We start from the raw sequence: 21,020 nt of genomic DNA on the forward strand, positions 1-21,020 counted from the left end.
GCGGCATGGATGCCGCGGCCAAGCCCCCATGGACGGGTTTACGGCGTCCCCCGCGATGCCCACCCGCCCGGCCAAACCCTTGAATTCGCGTGCCGACCAACCACGAGGGGCTCCGCCGATGGCCGCCGACCGCGCGCAGCGCGCTCTCCGCCCGATTCCCGGAACCATGCGCTTGCTCACGGATTGACCACACGATTGATGACAACGTTGTCCCTACCTGGCGCCGGACTCTCTCCCCGGCCTCCCAGGTACCTCCGTCCGGCCCCTCCGTCGCCTTCCCGGGCGATGCCCGGACCTGCGTCACGCGCGGCGCCATCGGGGCCCGCGCGCCCTTTGATCGGAGACTTACCCATGTACGACCCGATTGTGCGCAGTGCCGAACGTGCGACCCGAAGCTGTCGTCCCCGCCGCCTGGCCTGGCTGCTTGCCGTGGCCGCCGGTGCCGCCGCCCTGCCCGGCCTGGCGCAGGCCGCCAGCTGTGCCGGGGTGGCCCAGTGGGACCAGGCCAGGATCTACCGGGCCGGCGATACCCTGCAGAAAGGAGGCGTCCTCTATCGGGCGAACCAGGACATCTGGAACGCGCCGCCGGACCATCCGGCCGGTGCGCCCTACTACACCAACCTCGGCGCCTGCGATGGCAGCGGCGCCAACCAGCCGCCGGTGGTCAGCCTGACCTCGCCGGCCAACGGCGCCACCTTCAGTGCCGGCAGCACGGTCAACGTGACTGCCAACGCCAGTGATCCGGACGGCAGCGTCGCCAAGGTCGAGTTCTTCCGCGATGGCAGCACGCTGGGCGTGGCCACCAGTGCGCCGTACGCGGCCAGCTGGGCCAATGCCAGCGCCGGCAGCCACACCCTGCGCGCGGTGGCCACTGACAACAACAACGCCACCAGCAGCACCGCGACCATCACCATCACCGTCAACGCCGCCGGTGGCGATACCACCGCACCGAGCGTGCCGGGCGGGCTGGCGGTCGGTACGCGCACCGCCAACAGCATCGCACTCAGCTGGAGCCCGTCCACCGACAACACCGGCGGCAGCGGCGTGGCCGGCTACGACGTGTACCGCAACGGCAGCCTGGTCGGTTCACCGTCCAGTGCCAGCTATGTCGACGGCGGGCTGACTGCCTCCACCACCTACCGCTACCGCGTGCGCGCCCGCGACAACGCCGGCAACGCGTCGGCACAGGGCACCGAGATCAGCGCCACCACGCTGGCCGGTGACGGTGGCACCACCGGCAAGCGGGTCATCGGCTACTTCACCCAGTGGGGCATCTACGGCCGCAACTACCGGGTCAAGAACATCGACAGCAGCGGCTCGGCCGCACGCCTGACCCACATCAACTACGCGTTCGGCAACGTGCGCAACAACCGCTGCGAAGTGGGCATCACCCAGCCGTCGGATCCGAACAGCGGTGCCGGTGGCGACGCCTTCGCCGACTACACCAAGGCCTTCAGTGCCGCCGAGAGTGTCAGCGGCAGCGCCGATACCTGGGACCAGCCGCTGCGCGGCAACTGGAACCAGCTCAAGCAGCTCAAGGCCAAGTACCCGGGCATGAAGGTGCTGATCTCGCTGGGTGGCTGGACCTGGTCGCGCGGCTTCTCCAGCGCGGCGCGCCCGGAAAACCGCCAGGCCTTTGTCGCCTCGTGCATCGACGCCTACATCAAGGGCAACCTGCCGGTGACCGACGGTGCCGGTGGCGCCGGTGCCGCGCTGGGCGTGTTCGACGGCATCGACATCGACTGGGAATACCCGGTGGCCTGCGGCATCGAATGCGGCAAGCCGGAAGACAACGCCAACTTCACCGCACTGATGGCCGAGTTCCGCCGCCAGCTCGATGCGGTGCGTCCGGGCCTGTTGCTGACGGTGGCGGTGGGCGCCGGCATCGACAAGATCCGCGTCACCGATCCGGCCGCGTACCACCCGTACCTGGACTACATCAACGTGATGACCTACGACTTCCACGGTGCGTGGGATGCGAAGACCAATCACCAGTCGGCGCTGTTTGATTCGCCGAATGATCCGTCCACCGGCGACCAGAAGCTGTACAACAGCAACGACGCCATCGAGGCCTTCATCAGCCGAGGCGTTCCCGCCGCCAAGCTCAACCTGGGCATCGGCTACTACGGGCGCGGCTGGACCGGTGTGGCCAACGCCAACAACGGCCTGTACCAGACCGCCACCGGCGCCGCGCCGGGTACCTACGAGGCCGGCATCGAAGACTGGAAGGTGCTGAAGAACCTGGCGTGGCCGGGCTACACCGACAACACCGCCGGTGCCACCTGGATCTACAACGGCAGCACGCTGTGGAGCTTCGATACCCCGGCCAACATCACCCGCAAGATGGGCTACGTGAAGACCCAGGGCCTGGGCGGCGCGTTCGTCTGGGAGTTCAGTGGTGACGATGCACAGGGCACGCTGACCAAGGCGGTCAGTGATGGCCTGAAATAAGAAAAAAGCCGGGGGCGCAACGCGTCCCCGGCCCCTGACCTGTAGAGCCGAGCCCATGCTCGGCTGATGTTGCCGGAGCCGAGCACGGGCTCGGCTCTACAGCGAATGACATGCGACGATCAGCGCTTGGCCGACAGCTTTTCCAGCGCCGCGCGCAGCTGCGCCGGCGGCAGGTAACCGCCCAGCTGGGTACCGTCCGGCGCGAAGATCGCCGGCGTCCCGTTCACGCCCAGCTGCTGGCCCAGTGCGTACTGCATCGCCACCGGGTTGGTGCAGTTCTTGGCCGGCACATTGCCACCGCGCTTGGCATTGGTCAGCGCCTGGCGGCGATCCGCTGCACACCAGACCGAGATCATGTCGGTGTAGTCCTTGCTGCCCAGCCCCATGCGCGGGAACGCCAGGTACTCGACGGTGATGCCGTTGCGGTTGAGCTCGGCGATGTCCTGGTGCAGCTTGCGGCAGTAGCCACACTCGATGTCGGTGAACACGCTGATGGTGTACTTGGCATTCGGCGCGGCGAACACGATGCGGTCGCCATGGTTGGCCTTGGCCAGCAGATCGCGGCGGTAGCCGAGCAGGCCTTCGCTGTTGGCCGGGCCCTTGGCGCGGGTGTCGTAGGGCTGCGACTGGAACAGGTAGCGGCCATCATCGGACACGTACAGCAGCTGGCCGGACACGACGACCTCACGGAAGCCGGGGAACGGTGCAGCACCGATGTAGTCCACCTGGAAACCGGGGTTCAGCGCGGTCAGCGCGGCGCGCACGGCCTGATCGGCCGACGCGTTGGCGGCCGGGCTGGCCTTGGCCGCAGCGGTGGCGGGTGCCTTGGCAGCTGGCGGGGCCGGCTGGGCGCAGGCGGTCAGGCTGAGCGCACCGAACACGGCGGCGATGGCAAATCGGAGCATGGAGCGGTCCGCGGCAGAAGAAGACCCCGGATTCTGACACAGCTGCCGCGACCGGGCCGCGACACCGCCCGACGCTTGAGGCCGGGGTTCAGGCCTGCGCTCAGCCGCGCGGATGGTGGCGTGCGTGCAGCTTCTGCAGGTGTTCGCGGGCCACCAGGGTGTAGATCTGGGTGGTCGACAGCGAGCTGTGGCCGAGCAGCATCTGCAGCGCGCGCAGGTCGGCACCGCGGTTGAGCAGATGCGTGGCAAAGCTGTGCCGCAGGCCATGCGGGCTGATCCGCGCCGGATCGATGCCGGCCACCTGGGCGTGGCGCTTGACCAGATGCCAGAACGCCTGGCGGGTCAGCGCATGCAGCGTCGGCTCGACGAACAACGGTGTCTGCCCGTCTGCCAACGCGTGCACCTTGCCCTTGCCGACCAGCAGCGGGCGCGACTGCTGCAGGTAACGCTCCAGCCAGTGCTGCGACTCCTCACCCAGCGGCACCAGCCGTTCCTTGCTGCCCTTGCCGGTCACCCGCAGCACGCCCTGGCGCAGGTTGACCGCGGTGGCGGGCAGCAGCACCAGCTCGCTCACGCGCAGGCCGGCGGCATACATCAGCTCCAGCATGGCCCGATCGCGCAGGCCCAGCGGGCTGTCGACATCCGGTGCTGCCAACAGCGCGTCGATCTGGCTCTCGGCCAGTGCCTTGGGCAGCAATCGTGGCAGCTTGGGCGGATCCAGCAGCGCGCTGGGATCCTCGCTGCGTTCGCCGCGGCGCACGCCATCGGCGAAGAACGCCCGCAGCGCCGACAGCAACCGCGCATTGCTGCGCGGTGACCAGCCGTGGCGGGTACGCCAAGCCAGATAGTCGAACAGGCCGGGACGCTCGATGCCGGCCAGGCCACCATTGCGCCCGTCCATCCAGCGTGCCAGCCCTTCCAGGTCGCGCCGGTAGCTGTCGAGGGTGGCGCGGGCCAGGCCGTTCTCGGCCCAGATCGCATCGAGGAAGCGCTGGATGCGCACGCTGTCATCGGCGCGCAGCTCGGGCAGTTGCTGCACCAGCTGGCGGCGCTCGGCGGGGGTGGAAACAGAGGCCATGCGTGCAGGATACGAGGGCCACTGCGGATGCGGCCAGCATTGCGTATGCTCGGCGCATGTCCCGCCCCGTCATTGATACGGCCCCTGCGGCTGCTACAGAGCTGCCCCGCCCGCGCGCATTGCTGCTGTGGCGCGCGCTGGCGATGGTCTACGACGCGCTGCCGGTGCTGGCGCTGTGGATGCTGGCCGGCACCCTGTTCACCCTTGCCTACACCTTCAGCGGCCATGCCCAGCGCGAGAACATCGCGCCGTTCAGTGCTTGGCAGTGGCTGCTGTGGGCGGTGTGCTGGGCGATCACGGGGTGGTACGCGACGGCAAGCTGGCGCCGCGGCGGGCAGACGCTGGGCATGCGGCCGTGGCGGCTGAAACTGCACGCCAGCGATGGCGCGCCGCTGCGGCGCAGCCAGCTGTGGCTGCGCTTCGCCGTGGGCACGCTGTCCCTGCTGCTGGGTGGACTGGGATTCTGGTGGGCGTGGGTCGATCGCGAACGCCTGACCTGGCACGACCGCGCCAGCGGTACCCGCCTGGTGCGGATGCCGAAACGGTAAGGCGCTGTCTGTAGAGCCGAGCCCGTGCTCGGCTGCTTTCCGCACTGTACGTGACAGCCGAGCACAGGCTCGGCTCTACAACAACCAGAATCAGCCCGACTTGCGCCGGAACAGCAGTCCTGACACCGCCAGCATCACGATCGGCGGCAGCGCATAGGCAATGCGGTAATCGAACTTCAACGCGCCGGCCATGCGCCCGAAGAACAGCTGCAGCAGCCAGAAGCCCAGCGCGAACAGGATGCCCAGGAACAGGCGCTTGCCCATGCCGCCGCTGCGCAGCGAACCAAACGCGAACGGCACCGCCGCCAGGCACAGTGCCAGCACGTTCACTGGGTAAAACCAGCGGCTCCAGTACACATCCTCGAAGTCGCGCGCATCCAGCCCGTTGCGCTGGCGATAGGCGATGCTGGTGCTCAGTTCGGCCACACTGAGGTTGCGCGGCTTGGCGATGCCGGTGGCCAGCGCCGCCGGATCCAGCGATGAATTCCACGCTTCGCGCGCTACTTCCTCACGCGTGGCCGAGCGTTCACCAAAGGTGTCCCGGCGCACGCCCGTCAATACCCAGCCATCCTTGTCATGCTCGACGGTGGCCGCATGGGTCAGCGAGGCGATCCGGCCGTCTTCAGCAATGCGATACAGGCGCACGTCGCGCAGGATCAGGCGCGTGCCCTTGTCGCCAACCAGCTGCTCCTCGCCACTCTGCGCATTGAGGAAGGTATCGCCCTCGCGTGCCCACAGGCCCGAATAACGGCTGGTGGCGATATCCCGCCCCCACTTGGCACTGGACTTCAACGCATCGGCACGGTCCTGGCCCCAGGGGCCCAGGGTCTCGGCGCTGAGCACCATCACCGCGGTCAGCAGCGACAGCGCGATCGCCACTGAAACGCTCAGGCGCTTGCGCGACAGCCCCAGTGCGCGCAGCGCGGTCAGCTCCGAGGTCGCCGCCAGCTGGCCCAGGCCCATCAGTGCGCCGATCACCGCGGCGGTGGGGAACATGGTGTAGGCGCGGCGTGGCACCGTATACAGCACCCAGGCGGCGGCATGGCCCAGGGTGTAGCCGTTCTTGCCGATGTCCTTGAACTCGCCGGAGAACGCCATCACCACGTCCAGGCCGACCAGTACGGCCCAGGTCAGCAACACGGTGGTGAACACCGACCGGCCCAGGTACAGGTCGAAACGCATCGGGCGCAGCCTCATGCGCGGGCTCCCTTCGGGCGGCCCAGGCGGCCATCACGTGCATACATCCAGATGGCCAGCGCCAGCAGCGGCAAGGTCAACCACCACAGGCCGAGCGCAGGGGGGATCTTGCCGTTGGCGATCCAGCCGCTGCCGATGAACATCAGGTTGGTGCCGACCATGTAGGCCATCAGCGCCAGCATCATGCGGCCGTAGCGCTGCTGGCGCGGCGAGCTGCGGCCCAACGGCACGGTCAGCAGGGCGAACGCCAGCGCGATCAGCGGCGGGGCCAGGCGGCGGTGCAGCTGCGCCTGCGCCTGCGGACGCTCATCGCCGATCAGCTGCAGGGTCGGCATCAGTTCCGGATCATCCTCGGTGCGGGTCTGCGCGCCATCGGGCAGGGCCACGTCATTGCGGGCGAAGGTCGCCAGCCGGTAATCCAGCGCGCCGGCCACCGGGCCTTCCACCTGGTGGCCGTCATCCAGCTCCAGGAAGCGCTGGCGGGTACCCTCGAAGAACATGCGACCGCCATTGGCCGACACCACCTCCAGGCGGTCATCCTTCTGGCGCTGCAGGAACACCTTGCCCAGCTGGGTGCCATCGGGCGAGATCGAGGACAGGTAGACCACGCCGCCGTTGGGCAGCGGCGTGAAACGGCCCGGCTCCAGGCCGGCCATCAGCACGCTGCGGTTGGCCTCGATGACCATCTGCTCTGCCACCCGGCCGGCCCACGGGCCCAGCCACAGCGAGCAGGCGCCGACCAGCAGCACCACCGGCACCACCAGCATCAGCAGCGGCCGCAGCAGCCGCTTTGGGCCTACCCCGATCGCGGTGATGACCGCCATCTCCGAGTCGCGGTACAGGCGGGCGATGGCCAGCAGCAGGCCCAGCATCAGCGCCAGCGGCAGGATCAGCGGCAGGTAGGCGATGAACTGCAGGCCCAGCTGCGAGAACAGCAGCTTGGCCGGCAGGCGCCCGTCGGCGATGTTGCCGAGGATGTCCACCAGCACGCCGCCCACGCTGACCACCAGCAGGACGATCAGGGTAGCCAGGAAACTCTGGACGAAATCGCCCAGCAGGTATCGGTCGAGCTTCAGCATGGGGCGGTGGTTTAAACTCTGGGGTTCGTTCGCGGTGCCGCCCAGTCTACTGTCTGGGCGTAAACGGCCTGCGATTGTACGGACTCGCCAATGGAATCTGCTCAATGGCCCTCGAATTCACCCTGAACCACGTTGCTCCGGCCGCCGCCACCGTTGATTGCCTGGTGGTCGGCGCGTATGCCGACCATACCCTGACCCCGGCCGCGCAGGCGCTGGATGCCGCCAGCGGTGGCCGCCTGGCCGCCCTGGCCCAGCGTGGCGACCTGTCCGGCAAGACCGGCGCCACCACCCTGCTGCACGACCTGCCGGGCGTGAGCGCGCCGCGCGTGCTGGTGGTCGGCCTCGGCGACGCCGCCCGCTTCGGCGTGCCGCAGTACCTGAAGGCCGTGGGCGACGCCGTGCGTGCTTTGAAGGCCGGCGCTGCCCGCAGCGCACTGTTCACCCTGTCCGAAGTGGCGGTGAAGGACCGCGACGCGGCCTGGGCGATCCGCCAGGCGGTGATCGCCGCCGATCACGCCGCCTACCGCTACACCGCCACCCTGGGCAAGAAGAAGGCCGACGACGCCGGCCTGGCCCAGCTGGCCATCGCCGGTGACGACGCGCAGGCCCTGGCCCAGGGCCAGGCCATCGCCGCCGGTGTCGAGTTCGCCCGCGAACTGGGCAACCTGCCGCCGAACTACTGCACCCCGGCCTATCTGGCCGAGATGGGCGTGAAGTTCGCCGCCGAGCACGAAGGCGCCGAAGCCGAGATCCTCGACGAGCACCAGATGGAAGCGCTGGGCATGGGCTCGCTGCTGGCGGTGGCCCGCGGTTCGGCCAACCGCCCGCGCCTGGTCGTGCTGAAGTGGAACAATGGTGGTGACGCCAAGCCGTACGTGCTGGTCGGCAAGGGCATCACCTTCGATACCGGTGGCGTCAACCTGAAGACCCAGGGCGGCATTGAAGAGATGAAGTACGACATGTGCGGTGGCGCCAACGTCATCGGCACCTTCGTCGCTGCGGTCAAGGCCAAGCTGCCGCTGAACCTCGTGGTGGTGGTGCCGGCGGTGGAAAACGCCATTGACGGCAATGCCTACCGCCCGTCCGACGTGATCACCTCGATGTCGGGCAAAACCATTGAAGTGGGCAACACCGACGCCGAAGGCCGCCTGATCCTGTGCGATGCGCTGACCTACGCGCAGCGCTTCGAACCGGCGGCGCTGGTCGATGTCGCCACCCTGACCGGTGCCTGCATGGTCGCCCTGGGCCACCAGACCGCCGGCCTGATGAGCAAGCACGACGACCTGGCCAACGAGTTGCTGGCCGCCGGCGAGCAGGTATTCGACCGCGCCTGGCGCCTGCCGCTGTGGGACGAATACCAGCCGATGCTGGATTCGACCTTCGCCGACGTCTACAACATCGGCGGCCGCTGGGCCGGTGCGATCACCGCCGGCTGCTTCCTGTCGCGCTTCGCCGAAGGCCAGCGCTGGGCCCACCTGGACATCGCCGGCGTGGCCAGCGATGAAGGCAAGCGCGGCATGGCCACCGGCCGCCCGGTGGGCCTGCTGAGCCAGTGGCTGCTGGACCAGGCCGCCCGCGCCTGATGCCGTACCCGACCCTGGCCGGCAGACGCCGGCCCGGGCCTCGCCCGGCACCGCCGGAACCCTGCCTGACCCGGACCCTGCCATGCCCCGCGCCGACTTCTACCTGATCGCCAAGCCCCGTTTCCTGACCGAGCCCCTGCGCCTGGTCTGCGAGCTGGCGCGCAAGGCCAACGATGCCGGGCTGTTCACCCTGGTACTGGCCCGCGACCAGGCCCAGGCCGAGGAGCTGGACGAACTGCTGTGGGCGTTCGACAACGATGCCTACATCCCGCACCAGATTGCCGGCGAAGACATGGACGAGGAAGAAGCCCTGGTGCTGATCGCCGTGCCCGGCACCGAGGCACCGGTGCGTCCGCTGGTGATCAACCTGCGCGACGAGCCCTGGCTGGGCCAGTGCGAGCGCGTGCTGGAAGTGGTTCCGGCCGACCCGGAAGCGCGCGAACCGCTGCGCGAACGCTGGCGCCAGTACAAGGCCGCCGGTTACGACCTGAACAAGCACGACATGTAGGCGCGCCCCGGCCCCCTTGATGGGCCGCCGCCGCGCCCTGATCCTTCAACGATTACCTCCTGGTTCCCCCGCATGACCCAACTCGCCTCCAGCTACGACCCGAAGTCCTTCGAGACCGACCTCTACGAGGCCTGGGAGAAGGCCGGCCACTTCAAGCCGTCCGGCACGGGCGAGCCGTACACCATCCTGCTGCCGCCGCCGAACGTAACCGGCACCCTGCACATGGGCCACGCGTTCCAGCAGACCCTGATGGATGCGCTGGTGCGCTACCACCGCATGCGTGGCTACGACACGCTGTGGCAGGTCGGTACCGACCATGCCGGCATTGCCACCGAAATGGTGGTCAGCCGCAACCTGGCGCTGGAAGGCAAGGGCGAGACCCGCGATTCGCTGGGCCGCGAGGGCTTCATCGGCAAGGTCTGGGAGTGGAAGCAGCAGTCCGGCGACACCATCGAGCGCCAGATGCGCCGCCTCGGCACCTCCGCCGACTGGTCGCGCAGCACCTTCACCATGGACCCGCAGCCGTCGGCCGCCGTCAACGAAGCCTTCGTGCGCTGGTACGAGCAGGGCCTGATCTACCGTGGCCAGCGCCTGGTCAACTGGGACCCGGTGCTGAAGACCGCCATTTCCGACCTGGAAGTGGAGAGCGCCGAGGAAGACGGCTTCCTGTGGTCGATCGCCTACACGCTGGATGAAGGCCTGAGCTACGAGCACGTCGAGCGCGATGCCGACGGCGTGGAAACCCTGCGCGAAACCCGCGACTACCTGGTGGTCGCCACCACGCGCCCGGAAACCCTGCTGGGTGATACGGCGGTGATGGTGCATCCGGAAGACGAGCGCTATGCGCACCTGATCGGCAAGCAGGTGGTGCTGCCGTTGACCGGCCGCCGCGTGCCGGTGATCGCCGACGATTACGTGGACCGTGCGTTCGGCACCGGCGTGGTCAAGGTCACCCCGGCGCACGATTTCAACGACTATGAAGTGGGCGTGCGCCACAGCCTGCCGATGATCAACCTGTTCACCCCGGTGGCGGCGCTGAATGAAAACGCACCCGAACGCTTCCAGGGCCTGGACCGCTACGCCGCGCGCAAGGCCGTGCTGGCCGAGCTGGAAGACCTGGGCATCCTGGTCGAGACCAAGGCGCACAAGCTGCAGGTGCCGCGCGGTGATCGCACCGGCCAGGTGATCGAGCCGTACCTGACCGACCAGTGGTTCGTGAAGATGGACGACCTGGCCAAGCGTGGCCTGGAACTGGTCGAGGACGGAAGCATCGCCTTCGTTCCGCCGAACTGGATCAACACTTACCGCCACTGGATGAACAACATCCAGGACTGGTGCATCAGCCGCCAGCTGTGGTGGGGCCACCGCATTCCGGCGTGGTTCGACGCCGCCACCGGCAACTGCTACGTCGGTCGCAGCGAAGACGAAGTGCGCGCGAAGAACAACCTCGGCAGCGACGTGGTGCTGAACCAGGAAAGCGACGTGCTGGAGACCTGGTTCTCCTCGCAGCTGTGGCCATTCTCCACCCTGGGCTGGCCGAACGAACAGGCGATGGCCGAGCGCGGCTTCGACCGCTACCTGCCGTCGTCGGTGCTGATCACCGGCTTCGACATCATCTTCTTCTGGGTGGCGCGCATGATCATGGCCACCGACAACCTGGTCGGGAAGATCCCGTTCAAGGACGTCTACTTCACCGGCCTGATCCGCGACGGCCAGGGCCAGAAGATGTCCAAGAGCAAGGGCAACGTGCTCGACCCGCTGGACATCATCGACGGCATCACCATCGACGACCTGGTCGCCAAGCGTACCGGCGGCCTGATGCAGCCGAAGATGGTGGAGAAGATCGAAAAGGCCACCCGCAAGGAATTCCCGGACGGCATTGCTGCCCACGGTGCCGATGCGCTGCGCTTCACCATCGCCGCGCTGGCCACCCACGGCCGCGACATCAAGTTCGACATGAACCGCGCCGAGGGCTACAAGAACTTCTGCAACAAGCTGTGGAATGCCAGCCGCTTCGCGCTGATGAACACTGAAGGTGCCGCGTTCACCGGCGTGCCGAAGCCGCGCACCGATGCCGAGCGCTGGATCCTCGCGCGCCTGGCCGCCACCACTGCCGAAGCGCAGGGCCATTTCGCCGCCTACCGCTTCGATCTGCTGGCACAGTGCCTGTACGAGTTCGCCTGGAACGCGTTCTGCGACTGGTTCCTGGAACTGAGCAAGCCGGCCCTGAACGGTGCCGACGGCGCCGATGCCGAAAGCACCCGCCACACCCTGCTGTACGTGCTGGAAGCGCTGCTGCGCCTGCTGCACCCGCTCACGCCGTTCATCACTGAACAGCTGTGGCAGCAGCTGGCCCCGCGCCTGGGCCTGGCCGAAACCACGCTGTCGCTGCGCCCGTACCCGACCGCGGCCGAGTTCGAGGGCGATTTTGCCCAGGCCGAGGCCGACGTGGAATGGCTGAAGGCGGTGATCAGTGCGGTGCGTCGCGTGCGCAGCGAACTGAACGTCGCCCCGTCCAAGCTGGTGCCGCTGCGCCTGCAGGCCGGCCTGGAACAGGACCGCGTGCGCATCGAACGCTTCAGCGCTTCGCTGTCGTTCCTGCTGAAGCTGGACAGCATCCAGTGGCTGGCCGAAGGCGAAAGCGCACCGCCGGCTGCCGCTGCGATCGTGGGCGAGCTGAAGCTGCTGGTGCCGCTGGAAGGCCTGGTCGATCTCGACGCCGAGCGCGTGCGCCTGGACAAGGAAATCGCCCGCGTCGAAGCCGAAAAGGAAAAGAGCGAGACCAAGCTGGCCAGGTTCACCGACAAGGTGCCACCGGCGGTGGTCGAGCAGGAACGCGTGCGCCTGGTCGACTGGAACACCCAGCTGGCCGGCCTGCGCGAGCAGCGCGCGAAGCTGTAAGCACCATGCTGGTGTGTGCGGACCTCGGTCCGCACTGAGCGATGTGCCAACCAAGGTTGGCACCCACCAAACCCGGAACATTTTCCCGACATGGCATCATCGCCCGATGCCTCTGCCCATTTTCCTGCTGGTCCTCGCGGCCGCGGCCCTGCATGCCAGCTGGAATGCGATCGTCAAGCGCGGACCAGACAAATTCCTCGGCACCGTGCTGGTCACGGGCAGCGCCGCGCTACTGTCGGCGGCCGCCCTGCCCTTCCTGCCGTTCCCGGCCGCGCACTGCTTGCCGTGGCTGGGCGCGTCGGTGCTGTTGCAGGTGACGTACTACAGCCTGGTCGCACGCTGCTACCAGCAGGTCGACATGAGCCTAGCCTATCCCCTGATGCGTGGCAGCGCGCCGATCCTGGTTGCGCTGGCCGGCACCCTGCTGGGCGAACAATTGCCAGCTGCCGCGTGGCTGGGCGTGGTGCTGGTGAGCACCGGCATCCTGTGCATGGCACTGGGTGCGCGTGGCGGCCAACTGCGCTTGCCACTGCTGACCGCGGCGATGATCGCCACCTACACCCTGGTCGACGCGCAGGGTGCACGCCAGTCCGGCAGTGCGCTCAGCTACACGCTGTGGCTGTTCCTGCTGTCGGGCATTCCCCTGCCATTGTGGGCGCTGTACACCCGGCGCGGCGCGGTGCTGGACTATGCGCGGCAGCATTGGCCTCTCGGTCTGGCCGGCGGCGTCGGCACCACGGCGTCCTATACGATGGCGTTGTGGGCGATGACCCAGGCGCCGGTGGCGATGGTCTCCGCGCTGCGTGAGTCTTCGATCCTGTTCGCGCTGCTGATCTCGGTGTTCCTCCTGCGCGAGCGCATTCCGCGTGCGCGCTGGCTGGCGGCGGCGCTCATCGTAGGCGGTGTATTGGCACTGCGGTTGGCGTGAGCAATGCGTGCCAACCAAGGTTGGCACCTACCACGGCAGGTGATGTGTCGATGACAGCGGAGATCCATCGGTAGTGCCGGCCGCTGGCCGGCAACCCTTCCCGGTTACAGCGGCGGCATCGCCTGCAGGTCGCCGTCGACCAGTTCGATCGCCATCACCACCGCGTCCTCGCGGCCCTGTGCGGCCGGGTAGTAACGCGGGCGGCGACCGATCTCGTTGAAGCCTTCGCTGTGGTACAGCGCCAGCGCCGGCGTGTTGGACGGACGCACTTCCAGGAACACCCGCTGCGCGCCACGGTCGCCGGCCAGCTGCACCAGCGCCCGCAGCAGTTGCCGCCCGAGGCCACGCGACTGCGTGAACGGATCGATGCAGATGTTCAGCACATGGGCCTCGTCGGCGGCGATGCTGAGCACGCCGTAGCCGATCAGCTGACCATCGCGCTCCATCGCCAGGCCGGGATAACCGGCACGCAGGCAGTCAACGAAGATGCCGCGGGTCCAGGGAAACGGATAGCCGCGTACTTCAATCGCCATCACCGCGTTGAGGTCGCTCTCGCGCAGCGCACGCAGGCTGACCGGACCGGGCTGGCTGACCGCACTCATGGCGTGCCCCGCTTGCGCAGGGTGCGCAGCTGCGGCCACAGCGCGCGCTTGGCGGCCGGGTCCTGGCGCAGCTGGTCCAGCGGCCAGCTGTCCATCAGCGCCTGCGTGGCCGGATCGTTGGGGTTGCAGCCGGACGCGCGCAGCAAGGCGATCTGCAGGCGATCCGGCAGCCGCACCACCGGCTGCCGGGCATTGCCGCCGGGCAGCGGGCGGGCAGCGGCGGGCGCGGTGTCCGGTGCGCTGACCGGGGTCTCGCGACGCGGGGGTGCCGGACGCTCCTGGCGGGAAACGGGTGTGGCCGCAGCCAGAGGCTCACGCGCGGGTGCGGTGGATGCCCGCGCCTGCTCCGCCGCTGGCGCGGCAGCCGTCTCGGCTTCGGCCACGCTCAGCTGCAGCGCGGCATCCAGCTCGGCGGCCAGCTGACCGTCGTGATAGACGGTATAGCCCATGGCCTGCAGCCAGGCCTGCTGGGCCGGTGACCACAGCACGGGCAGGTCCTGGCTCACGCGGCCTCGGGCTTCTTGCGCAGGCGCTGCACGGCCCACATCACTGGGCCGGACAAGGCGTACAGGATGCCCACCGCGAACAGCACGCGCGGCAGATCGATGACCGCGATGGCGATGGCCACCGGTACCAGTGCCAGCACCAGGAACGGCACGCGGTCCGAACGGGTGCCCTTGGCAGCGCCGCCCTTGAAGCTCCAGAAGCGGATGCGGCTGACCATCAGCAGCGCCGCGATGATCGTCACCGCCAGCGCAACGTAGCGCAGCTGGTTGCCGTCCCAGCCCAGGTTGCCATCGGCGAACGCCCAGACGAAGGACATCATCAGGCCGGCCGCGGCCGGGCTGGCCAGGCCGACGAACCAGCGCTTGTCGACCACCGCCACCTGGGTGTTGAAGCGGGCCAGGCGCAGCGCCGCGCAGGCGGCATACAGGAAGGCCACGGCCCAGCCGACGCGGCCGAGCAGCGGATCATCGAACTTCAGCCACGACAGCGACCAGTGGTACATCACCAGCGCCGGGGCCATGCCGAAGCTGACCAGGTCGGCCAGCGAGTCGTACTGCACGCCGAATTCGCTGCTGGTACCGGTCAGGCGCGCCACGCGCCCATCCAGGCCATCCATCACCGCTGCCACGAACACGGCGATGCTGGCGTTGACGAAGTCCCCGTTGGCCGCGGCGATGATCGCGTAGAAGCCGGCAAACAGGCCGGCGGTGGTGAACAGGTTGGGCAGCAGGTAAATCGTGCGCGAACGCGGCGGCGGTGTGATCGGGTCCATGGAATCCAGTTTAATCGACTTGCCAGTACTCGGCGCCAATGCTGCAATCGGCGTTCTACGCCCATTCCGTGGAGTTTGCCATGCGTGCCCTGTCCTGCCTTGGATGCCTGCTGCTGTTGGCCAGTGCCAACGTCGTGGCCGGCCCGGTCTATAAATGGAAGGACGCCAATGGCGTGACCCAGTATTCGGAGACCCCTCCGGCGGGCAGGAAATTCGAGACCCGTGCGCAGGCGCGCAGCCCACAGGCTGCGGCCAGCGCCGAGACCCCCGCCGCACCGGTGCCTGAGCAGTGCAGCACGGCCCGGGCCAACCTGGCCCTGCTGGACGGTGGCGGCCAGGTGATGCAGGACACCGATGGCGATGGCAAGGCCGATACCCCGTTGGCTCCGGAGCAGCGCAGTGCGCAGAAGGGATTGGCTGAAGCCGCCATCAAGGCTTACTGCCCGGCGGAGTGAGGGTATCGGCAGGGCTTGCAGCCCTGCACCTGCTTCAAGCAACGGCAACGTCAAACGCCAAAGCGGCTTCCTGAGGGATGGCGGGGCACTGTGGGTTTGCGGGGACGCCGTAGACCCATCCCTGGGGGCTTGGTCGCCGCATCCATGCGGCTCACACCCCGCAAACCCACAGTGCCCCGCCTTCGACAGTTGGCCGGTGGCCGGTGGCCGGTGGGCAGTTGATCCACGCCATATGTGGATCAATCTCCATGGAAATCGAATATTTCGGGAATTGATCGAACAGCAGCCGAGCAAGGCTCGACTCTACAGAAATGCAGGCAGGTCGCAGGAATCTGTCGAAGGCGGGGTGGGTACGGTGGCAGGGGTGTGAGCGGCATGGATGCCGCGACCAAGCCCCCATGGACGGGTTTACGGCGTCCCCTGCCACCGGGCCCACCCCGCCATCCCCCAGTAAACTCGCCTTTGCCGTTGCTTCGGCAGTTGCAGTTGACGTTGCTTGAGGCGGGTGCAGGGCGCAGCCCTGCCGATACCCCTCCCCCCGGCCAGGCTGGCAGAATAGGCGTCTCTGCCGTTATCCGAAGCCGACGATGCGCCTCTCCCAGTTCCACCTGCACACCACCAAGGAAACCCCCAGCGACGCCGAGCTCACCAGCCACCGGCTGATGCTGCGCGCGGGCATGATCCGCAAGCTGGCATCGGGCCTGTACACCTGGTCGCCGCTGGGCCTGCGCGTGCTGCGAAAGGTCGAGCGCATCGTGCGCGAGGAAATGGACCGCGCCGGTGCCGTGGAATTCCAGATCCCGACCATCCAGCCGAAGGAACTGTGGGAGCAGACCGGCCGCTGGCAGAAGTTCGGCCCGCAGCTGCTGAAGATCAAGGACCGCAAGGACCAGGTGTTCTGCTACAGCCCGACCGCCGAAGAAGCCGCCTGCGACTTCGCGCGCAGCGAGCTGTCCAGCTACAAGCAGCTGCCGGTCAATTTCTACCAGGTGCAGACCAAGTTCCGCGACGAGATCCGTCCGCGCTTCGGCGTGATGCGTTCGCGCGAGTTTCTGATGAAGGACGCCTATTCGTTCCACCTGCACGATGAGTGCCTGGTGCGCGAATACGAGAACATGAAGTCGGCCTATAGCCGCATCTTCACCCGCCTCGGCCTGGACTTCCGCATGGTGCAGGCCGACTCCGGTGCGATCGGCGGCGATGCGTCGCAGGAATTCCACGTGATCGCCGATTCCGGCGAGGACGCGCTGGTGTTCTCCACCGGTTCGGACTACGCGGCCAACATGGAAGCGGCGATTGCCGCCGATCCGGCACCGCGTGCCGCCGCCAGCGAAGCCATGCGCAAGGTCGACACCCCCACCCAGAAGACCTGCGAGGACGTCGCGGCCCTGCTCGGCATCGCCCTGCAGCGCACGGTGAAGTCGGTGGCGCTGATCGCTGGCGAAGGCAAGGCACAGCAGTTCGTACTGGTGCTGGTACGCGGCGACCATGAGGTCAACGAGATCAAGCTGGCCAAGGTTGCCGGCCTGGACGAACAGCGCTTCGCCAGCGAAGCGGAAATCGCCGACCATCTGGGCGCCGTGCCGGGCTTCCTCGGCCCGGTCGCCCCGGCCAAGGCCATCCGCGTGGTGGCTGATCGCGAAGTGGCGGCGATGTCCGACTTCGTCGTCGGCGCCAACGAAGCCGGTTTCCACCTGGCCGGCGTCAACTGGGGCCGCGACCTGCCGGAACCGGAAGTGGCCGACATCCGCAACGTGCGTGCCGGTGACCGCGCGCTGGACGGCGGCGAACTGAAGATCGCCCGTGGCATCGAAGTCGGCCACGTGTTCCAGCTGGGCCGCAAGTACGCCGAAGCGCTGGATGCCACGGTGCTGGACGAGAACGGCAAGGCGGCGGTGATGGCGATGGGCTGCTATGGCATCGGCATCTCGCGCGTGGTGGCTGCCGCGATCGAACAGAACCATGACGATGCCGGCATCATCTGGCCGGACGCGATGGCGCCGTGGCAGGTGGTGGTGTGCGTGATCAACCCGAAGGGCGACGCTGCCGTCGCCGATGCAGCGTCCAACCTGCTGCAGGAACTTCGCGACGCCGGCCTCGATGCCGCGCTGGACGACCGTGGCCTGCGCCCGGGCGCGATGTTCGCCGACATGGAACTGATCGGCATCCCGCACCGCGTGGTGGTCAGCGAACGTGGCCTGGCCGCCGGTACCTACGAGTACCGCTCGCGCCGCGCCAGCGAAGCCGAGAACCTGGACAAGGCCACCCTGCTGCAGCGTCTGCAGGACTGATCAGGAAAAGACCGGGGCATGCCCCGGTCTTTTTCTAGCTGACGCCCATTTGAGCAATATTGCAGCGGACATAATCCGGTCAAAATAGACGCAATGCAGCCGGGATGCTGCCAGGCCATGACCCGCCTGCATTTGTGCTGGGATTAATTCATCTTTATTCTGTCCCGCGACGCCATGGACTGGCTCGTCCCGTCCACTTATTAGTTTCCGGAGTAACCGTAAATGAGCATTGACCTGACCGGCCTGTCGGCACGCGAGCTGGGCGCCCTGATCCGTACCGCCAAGAAACAGCAGACCATCGTCGCCAAGCGCCGGCCGATCACCAAGGTCCGGGCACAGCTGACCAAGCTGGCCAAGACCGAGGGTTACACCATCGAGGAACTGTTCGGCGACGCCCCGGCCCCGCGCGCGCGCAAGGTGGCCAAGGCCGCCAAGGCACCGTCGAAGGCCGCTGGCCGCAAGCTGGGCAAGGTTGCTCCGAAGTACCGCAACCCGGCCAACCCCAAGGAAACCTGGACCGGTCGTGGCAAGCAGCCGCGCTGGATGGCCGAGCTGACCGCCAAGGGCAACAAGAAGCCGGAAGATTTCCTGATCAAGAAGGCCTGAGGCCGGATCGGGATGCGATGAAAAACGCCGGCGAAAGCCGGCGTTTTTCATTCTTCGGTGTGTGGACCGAGGTCCACACCCACAGCAAGCAGCCCTCCCGGCGTGTGGACCAACGGTCCACACTCACCGACATCATTACAGGGTTTTGCGAGCGGGCATCAGCAGGTTGCCGAACAGCAGGCCGGCGACCAGGGCCATCACCACGTTGAGCACGGTGAGGAACACGCTCTGGCCGGCACCCACGTCCTGCTGCTGGACCAGGGTCAGCACGCCGCGCAGGCTGGTGCTGCCTGGCACCATCATGATGATGCCAGGCAGGCGGATGATCGCACCCGGGCGGCCAACGAGACGGCCGAACAGATTGCCACCGGCGGTCAGCAGCATCGCCGACAGGAAGATGCCGGCCGGCGCGCCCCAGGCGTGGCCACCGAACTTGGAGATCGCATAGCCGGCCACCGAGGCGGCGATCACCCACGGGTAATCGCGGCGGTTGGCCTTGAACAGCATCGCGAAGGCGAACGCCGCGGTCAGCAGCGAGCCCCACTCCACCCAGGGCCCCTGCGGCCGCGCCGCGCGGATCACCGGGTCGAGGCCGAGCACGTCGGCCAAGGTCACCGCGATCATCGCGCCCACACTGAGTTTCATGATGGTGGTCAGCGCACCGGCGAAGCGCGCGGTCCCCGACACCCAGTGCTGGCTGGCCAGTTCATTGACCGCATTGGTCAGCGACATGCCCGGCAGCAGCACCACCAGCGAGGCGATGATCACTGTGTTGAGGTTGAGCGCGCCGATGAAGGACGCGACCAGCGTGGCGACCAGGCCGGCCAGCAGCGCGGCCAGTGCCTCGGCGGCTTCGCGGGTGGCCGGGCGACGGTCGGTGACCATGCCGAGCAGGCCGATCATCAGGCCGATGACACCGGCGGTGGCGATGTCCAGCCACGGCAGCTTCCACATGCCGGCCACGCCGGCCGCGCCGAGGGTGAACGAAAGGATGGTGCGCAGCTTGCCGCGCCGGCCCGGATCCTTGTCCAGCTGGCGCAATGCGGTGTGGCCCTGGGCGATGCTCATCCGCCCATTGGCCACTTCCTCGGCGATATGGTCGGCGACGCTGAGCTTGTGCAGGTCGTTCTCGCCGGGCGCCAAGCGGATCACGCGGGTGATGTCACTGGAGCCGATCGCCTGCGCCGGGTCGCTGAAGCTGAGGATGATACCGGTGGGATTCGACCACGGTTCACAATCCAGATCGAGCTGGCGGGCCAGTGCCACCACCGCTGTTTCCAGGCGCTGGGCCGTTGTGCCATAGCTGTGCAGGCGTCCGGCGATCTCGGAAACGAAGGCCACGCGCTGTGCGTAGCTGGCCTGGGGCGTGGGGATCGTGTGAGCGTCTGCGGACATGCGCCGTAGTATTACCTAGGCTGGGCCTTACCGGAGAAATTCATCCGAGTTCGACGCGAAGCCCAATACAGAACGGTTATGCTGCGACCCGAATGGCCCAAGTGACCCCGAACCACGCCCCCCAGCTCGAACAGGATGCCCATGACCCGGGCGTGATCCGCCTGTCCGGCACCTGGACCTTGAAGACCGCGCTGGCCGCGGCCGAAGTCCTGCGCGGCGTTCCCGACACGCTGACCGGCATCGATGCCACCGCCATCGAGAAAATGGATTCGGCCGGCGTGCTGCAGGTGCTGCGCGTAGCCCATCGCGCCGACCTCGGCGAGGACGCACTGAAGTTCCGCCCGGATCACCAGGCGCTGGTGTGCACCATCGAGGAAGTGGCCGACGACCGGCCCAAGCCCAAGCGCGACTTCGGCGTGCTGGCGGCGCTGGAACGGCTGGGTGTCAGCGTCCATGCCACCGGCCACAACATCAAGGCGCTGTGCAGTTTCCTCGGCGAGAACCTGGTCAAGGGAGCTCGCCTGGTCAAGGAACCCCGTCGCTTCCGCCTGACCGCCACCGTGCACCAGATGGAGCAGGTCGGGCTGGACGCGGTACCGCTGGTGGCGCTGCTGTCCTACCTGGTGGGCGCGGTGATCGCCTTCCTCGGCTCGACCATCCTTCGCGACTTCGGCGCCGAGATCTACGTGGTCGAGTTGGTCAACATCGCCTTCCTGCGCGAGTTCGCGGTGCTGCTGACCGCCATCGTGCTGGCCGGCCGCACCGCCAGCGCCTTCACCGCACAGATCGGTGCGATGAAAGCGCGCGAGGAAATCGATGCGATGCGCACCCTGGGCCTGGATCCGATCGACCTGCTGGTGCTGCCACGGCTGCTGGCGCTGCTGGTCACCCTGCCGCTGCTGACCTTCATTGCGATGGTGGCCGGCCTGGCTGGCGGCATCACCGTCGGTGCGTTCGACCTCGACATCCCGCCGCAGATGTACATCGCGCGCATGCACGAGACGATGGAAGTGCGGCACATGCTGGTCGGCCTGTCGAAGGCGCCGGTGTTCGCGCTGGTGATCGGCCTGATCGGCTGCCTGGAAGGCCTGAAGGTGGAAGGCACGGCGCAGTCGGTGGGCGAACGCACCACCTCCAGCGTGGTGCAGACCATCTCGCTGGTGATCATCATCGACGCCTTCGCGGCGTTGTGGTTCATGCACATGGACTGGTGA

At 67.6% G+C, this 21,020-nt stretch carries 18 protein-coding genes; 10 read left to right on the forward strand and 8 right to left on the reverse strand.

The features are described 5' to 3' along the window. Nucleotides 1-351: 351 nt before the first annotated feature. Nucleotides 352-2,451: a glycosyl hydrolase family 18 protein gene (locus ACTJJM_RS13585; RefSeq protein ID WP_049452681.1), complete on the forward strand. Its 2,100-nt coding sequence runs from the start codon at nt 352-354 to the stop codon at nt 2,449-2,451. 119 nt (nt 2,452-2,570) lie between these two features. Here ACTJJM_RS13585 and ACTJJM_RS13590 read toward each other — a convergent pair whose 3' ends face one another. Continuing rightward, nucleotides 2,571-3,356 carry a thioredoxin fold domain-containing protein gene (locus ACTJJM_RS13590; RefSeq protein WP_010480725.1) on the reverse strand — a complete coding sequence of 262 codons (786 nt, stop codon included), beginning with the start codon at nt 3,354-3,356 and terminating at the stop codon, nt 2,571-2,573. Between the two features lie 100 nt (nt 3,357-3,456). Further along, nucleotides 3,457-4,434 carry a site-specific tyrosine recombinase XerD gene (xerD, locus tag ACTJJM_RS13595; RefSeq protein ID WP_126560272.1) on the reverse strand — a complete coding sequence of 326 codons (978 nt, stop codon included), beginning with the start codon at nt 4,432-4,434 and terminating at the stop codon, nt 3,457-3,459. Between the two features lie 56 nt (nt 4,435-4,490). On the opposite strand from xerD, the gene ACTJJM_RS13600 reads away from it, so the two are divergent. After that, nucleotides 4,491-4,982, forward strand: coding sequence for an RDD family protein (locus ACTJJM_RS13600; RefSeq protein WP_043403325.1), 492 nt, complete (start codon nt 4,491-4,493; stop codon nt 4,980-4,982). A gap of 90 nt (nt 4,983-5,072) precedes the next feature. Here the strand turns inward: ACTJJM_RS13600 and lptG are convergent, their stop codons facing one another. Continuing rightward, nucleotides 5,073-6,179 carry an LPS export ABC transporter permease LptG gene (lptG, locus tag ACTJJM_RS13605; RefSeq protein WP_010480722.1) on the reverse strand — a complete coding sequence of 369 codons (1,107 nt, stop codon included), beginning with the start codon at nt 6,177-6,179 and terminating at the stop codon, nt 5,073-5,075. Next, nucleotides 6,176-7,258 (reverse strand): LPS export ABC transporter permease LptF, encoded by a 1,083-nt coding sequence (gene lptF, locus ACTJJM_RS13610; protein ID WP_440865762.1) that lies wholly within the window; start codon nt 7,256-7,258, stop codon nt 6,176-6,178. The genes lptG and lptF overlap by 4 nt, the downstream gene beginning before the upstream one ends. Nucleotides 7,259-7,362: 104 nt before the next feature. Here lptF and ACTJJM_RS13615 point away from each other — a divergent pair, with 104 nt between their 5' ends. The 4 genes from ACTJJM_RS13615 to ACTJJM_RS13630 all read left to right on the forward strand — a co-directional run bounded on the left by ACTJJM_RS13615 (nt 7,363) and on the right by ACTJJM_RS13630 (nt 13,178). Beyond that, nucleotides 7,363-8,841: a leucyl aminopeptidase gene (locus tag ACTJJM_RS13615; RefSeq protein WP_440865763.1), complete on the forward strand. Its 1,479-nt coding sequence runs from the start codon at nt 7,363-7,365 to the stop codon at nt 8,839-8,841. Between the two features lie 82 nt (nt 8,842-8,923). Beyond that, nucleotides 8,924-9,349, forward strand: coding sequence for a DNA polymerase III subunit chi (locus ACTJJM_RS13620; RefSeq protein WP_019660991.1), 426 nt, complete (start codon nt 8,924-8,926; stop codon nt 9,347-9,349). A 72-nt stretch (nt 9,350-9,421) separates the two neighbouring features. Beyond that, complete coding sequence (locus tag ACTJJM_RS13625; protein WP_010480718.1) at nt 9,422-12,250, forward strand: valine--tRNA ligase; 2,829 nt, start codon at nt 9,422-9,424, stop codon at nt 12,248-12,250. Between the two features lie 106 nt (nt 12,251-12,356). After that, on the forward strand, nt 12,357-13,178 hold the full coding sequence (locus ACTJJM_RS13630) for an EamA family transporter (RefSeq protein ID WP_126560270.1): 822 nt from the start codon (nt 12,357-12,359) through the stop codon (nt 13,176-13,178). 104 nt (nt 13,179-13,282) lie between these two features. Here ACTJJM_RS13630 and rimI read toward each other — a convergent pair whose 3' ends face one another. The 3 genes from rimI to pssA are packed head-to-tail and all read right to left on the reverse strand — an operon-like array spanning nt 13,283 to nt 15,059. Then, a complete protein-coding gene (rimI, locus tag ACTJJM_RS13635; protein WP_010480714.1) occupies nt 13,283-13,780 on the reverse strand; it encodes a ribosomal protein S18-alanine N-acetyltransferase in 498 nt (165 codons plus the stop codon). Continuing rightward, nucleotides 13,777-14,286, reverse strand: a complete 510-nt coding sequence (locus ACTJJM_RS13640) for a hypothetical protein (protein ID WP_049482122.1) — start codon at nt 14,284-14,286, stop codon at nt 13,777-13,779. The genes rimI and ACTJJM_RS13640 overlap by 4 nt, the downstream gene beginning before the upstream one ends. Beyond that, the gene (gene pssA / locus ACTJJM_RS13645) at nt 14,283-15,059 is read right to left on the reverse strand and encodes a CDP-diacylglycerol--serine O-phosphatidyltransferase (protein ID WP_005415206.1); all 777 of its coding nucleotides are present in this window, start codon (nt 15,057-15,059) and stop codon (nt 14,283-14,285) included. Before pssA ends, ACTJJM_RS13640 begins: the two co-directional genes overlap by 4 nt. An 80-nt stretch (nt 15,060-15,139) precedes the next feature. On the opposite strand from pssA, the gene ACTJJM_RS13650 reads away from it, so the two are divergent. The 3 genes from ACTJJM_RS13650 to ACTJJM_RS13660 all read left to right on the forward strand — a co-directional run bounded on the left by ACTJJM_RS13650 (nt 15,140) and on the right by ACTJJM_RS13660 (nt 18,411). Further along, on the forward strand, nt 15,140-15,514 hold the full coding sequence (locus ACTJJM_RS13650) for a DUF4124 domain-containing protein (protein WP_029379706.1): 375 nt from the start codon (nt 15,140-15,142) through the stop codon (nt 15,512-15,514). Nucleotides 15,515-16,101: 587 nt separating this feature from the next. Then, the gene (locus tag ACTJJM_RS13655) at nt 16,102-17,805 is read left to right on the forward strand and encodes a proline--tRNA ligase (protein ID WP_019338434.1); all 1,704 of its coding nucleotides are present in this window, start codon (nt 16,102-16,104) and stop codon (nt 17,803-17,805) included. Nucleotides 17,806-18,027: 222 nt separating this feature from the next. Next, the gene (locus ACTJJM_RS13660) at nt 18,028-18,411 is read left to right on the forward strand and encodes an H-NS histone family protein (protein WP_071306591.1); all 384 of its coding nucleotides are present in this window, start codon (nt 18,028-18,030) and stop codon (nt 18,409-18,411) included. Between the two features lie 135 nt (nt 18,412-18,546). Here the strand turns inward: ACTJJM_RS13660 and ACTJJM_RS13665 are convergent, their stop codons facing one another. Continuing rightward, the gene (locus ACTJJM_RS13665; RefSeq protein WP_010480697.1) at nt 18,547-19,806 is read right to left on the reverse strand and encodes a threonine/serine ThrE exporter family protein; all 1,260 of its coding nucleotides are present in this window, start codon (nt 19,804-19,806) and stop codon (nt 18,547-18,549) included. A gap of 92 nt (nt 19,807-19,898) precedes the next feature. Here ACTJJM_RS13665 and ACTJJM_RS13670 point away from each other — a divergent pair, with 92 nt between their 5' ends. After that, nucleotides 19,899-21,020 (forward strand): ABC transporter permease, encoded by a 1,122-nt coding sequence (locus ACTJJM_RS13670; RefSeq protein ID WP_010480695.1) that lies wholly within the window; start codon nt 19,899-19,901, stop codon nt 21,018-21,020.

Source organism: Stenotrophomonas sp. 22692 (assembly GCF_052045015.1).
In the GTDB taxonomy this organism is placed as follows: Bacteria; Pseudomonadota; Gammaproteobacteria; order Xanthomonadales; family Xanthomonadaceae; genus Stenotrophomonas; species Stenotrophomonas geniculata.

What these genes read in the sequence shown, in the direction of transcription:
- ACTJJM_RS13585 (WP_049452681.1), top strand. Translation starts at nt 352, where the DNA reads ATGTACGACCCGATTGTGCGCAGTGCCGAACGTGCGACCCGAAGCTGT.
- ACTJJM_RS13590 (WP_010480725.1), bottom strand. Translation starts at nt 3,356, where the DNA reads ATGCTCCGATTTGCCATCGCCGCCGTGTTCGGTGCGCTCAGCCTGACC.
- xerD (WP_126560272.1), bottom strand. Translation starts at nt 4,434, where the DNA reads ATGGCCTCTGTTTCCACCCCCGCCGAGCGCCGCCAGCTGGTGCAGCAA.
- ACTJJM_RS13600 (WP_043403325.1), top strand. Translation starts at nt 4,491, where the DNA reads ATGTCCCGCCCCGTCATTGATACGGCCCCTGCGGCTGCTACAGAGCTG.
- lptG (WP_010480722.1), bottom strand. Translation starts at nt 6,179, where the DNA reads ATGAGGCTGCGCCCGATGCGTTTCGACCTGTACCTGGGCCGGTCGGTG.
- lptF (WP_440865762.1), bottom strand. Translation starts at nt 7,258, where the DNA reads ATGCTGAAGCTCGACCGATACCTGCTGGGCGATTTCGTCCAGAGTTTC.
- ACTJJM_RS13615 (WP_440865763.1), top strand. Translation starts at nt 7,363, where the DNA reads ATGGCCCTCGAATTCACCCTGAACCACGTTGCTCCGGCCGCCGCCACC.
- ACTJJM_RS13620 (WP_019660991.1), top strand. Translation starts at nt 8,924, where the DNA reads ATGCCCCGCGCCGACTTCTACCTGATCGCCAAGCCCCGTTTCCTGACC.
- ACTJJM_RS13625 (WP_010480718.1), top strand. Translation starts at nt 9,422, where the DNA reads ATGACCCAACTCGCCTCCAGCTACGACCCGAAGTCCTTCGAGACCGAC.
- ACTJJM_RS13630 (WP_126560270.1), top strand. Translation starts at nt 12,357, where the DNA reads ATGCCTCTGCCCATTTTCCTGCTGGTCCTCGCGGCCGCGGCCCTGCAT.
- rimI (WP_010480714.1), bottom strand. Translation starts at nt 13,780, where the DNA reads ATGAGTGCGGTCAGCCAGCCCGGTCCGGTCAGCCTGCGTGCGCTGCGC.
- pssA (WP_005415206.1), bottom strand. Translation starts at nt 15,059, where the DNA reads ATGGACCCGATCACACCGCCGCCGCGTTCGCGCACGATTTACCTGCTG.
- ACTJJM_RS13650 (WP_029379706.1), top strand. Translation starts at nt 15,140, where the DNA reads ATGCGTGCCCTGTCCTGCCTTGGATGCCTGCTGCTGTTGGCCAGTGCC.
- ACTJJM_RS13655 (WP_019338434.1), top strand. Translation starts at nt 16,102, where the DNA reads ATGCGCCTCTCCCAGTTCCACCTGCACACCACCAAGGAAACCCCCAGC.
- ACTJJM_RS13660 (WP_071306591.1), top strand. Translation starts at nt 18,028, where the DNA reads ATGAGCATTGACCTGACCGGCCTGTCGGCACGCGAGCTGGGCGCCCTG.
- ACTJJM_RS13665 (WP_010480697.1), bottom strand. Translation starts at nt 19,806, where the DNA reads ATGTCCGCAGACGCTCACACGATCCCCACGCCCCAGGCCAGCTACGCA.
- ACTJJM_RS13670 (WP_010480695.1), top strand. Translation starts at nt 19,899, where the DNA reads ATGGCCCAAGTGACCCCGAACCACGCCCCCCAGCTCGAACAGGATGCC.